Origin of the sequence: Liquorilactobacillus sicerae, assembly GCF_029916425.1 — a bacterium.
Taxonomy (GTDB): domain Bacteria; phylum Bacillota; class Bacilli; order Lactobacillales; family Lactobacillaceae; genus Liquorilactobacillus; species Liquorilactobacillus sicerae.
Window position 1 is genome coordinate 1 of the sequence record NZ_JAHAVQ010000185.1, and the last position, 472, is coordinate 472.

Below are 472 nucleotides of genomic sequence, written 5' to 3' on the forward strand. Positions count from 1 at the left end.
TTTGGCCAAATGAAAAAATAATGATTAAAACAATCAATGAATTGGCTGCTTTTGCCGATGTTGTTTTGCCTGGAACTAATGAAGGAAAAATCTTAATGGGTTCCAGCGACCCTGAAACAATCGCCGATTATTATTTGCAATCCGATAAAACAAAAACCGTAATTGTTAAAGTTGGGCCCCAAGGCGCTTATGTCAAAAACGAAGGACAGGCGGGTTATTATGTAAATGGATTTAAGGTTAAGAATGTTGTTGATACCGTTGGAGCCGGAGATGGTTTTGCTCTCGGCTACATTACGGCTACTTTAGAGGGCAAATCGCAAAAATCAGCTGTTATGCGCGGTAATGCCGTTGGTGCTTTGCAAGTTCAAACACCGGGAGATAATGATGGTTATCCAACAGCCGAAAAGTTGACAGATTTTTATGAAAAGGAAGGAGTTAGTGAAAATTAATGAAATTACAAGTTGCAATTGAT

1 protein-coding gene is annotated in these 472 nt (G+C 39.0%); it reads left to right on the top strand.

Annotated elements, in window-relative coordinates:
- On the top strand, positions 1-449 hold a 449-nt coding region (locus tag KH893_RS11910), incomplete at its 5' end, for a PfkB family carbohydrate kinase (protein ID WP_281166292.1).
- Positions 450-472: the final 23 nt, after the last annotated feature.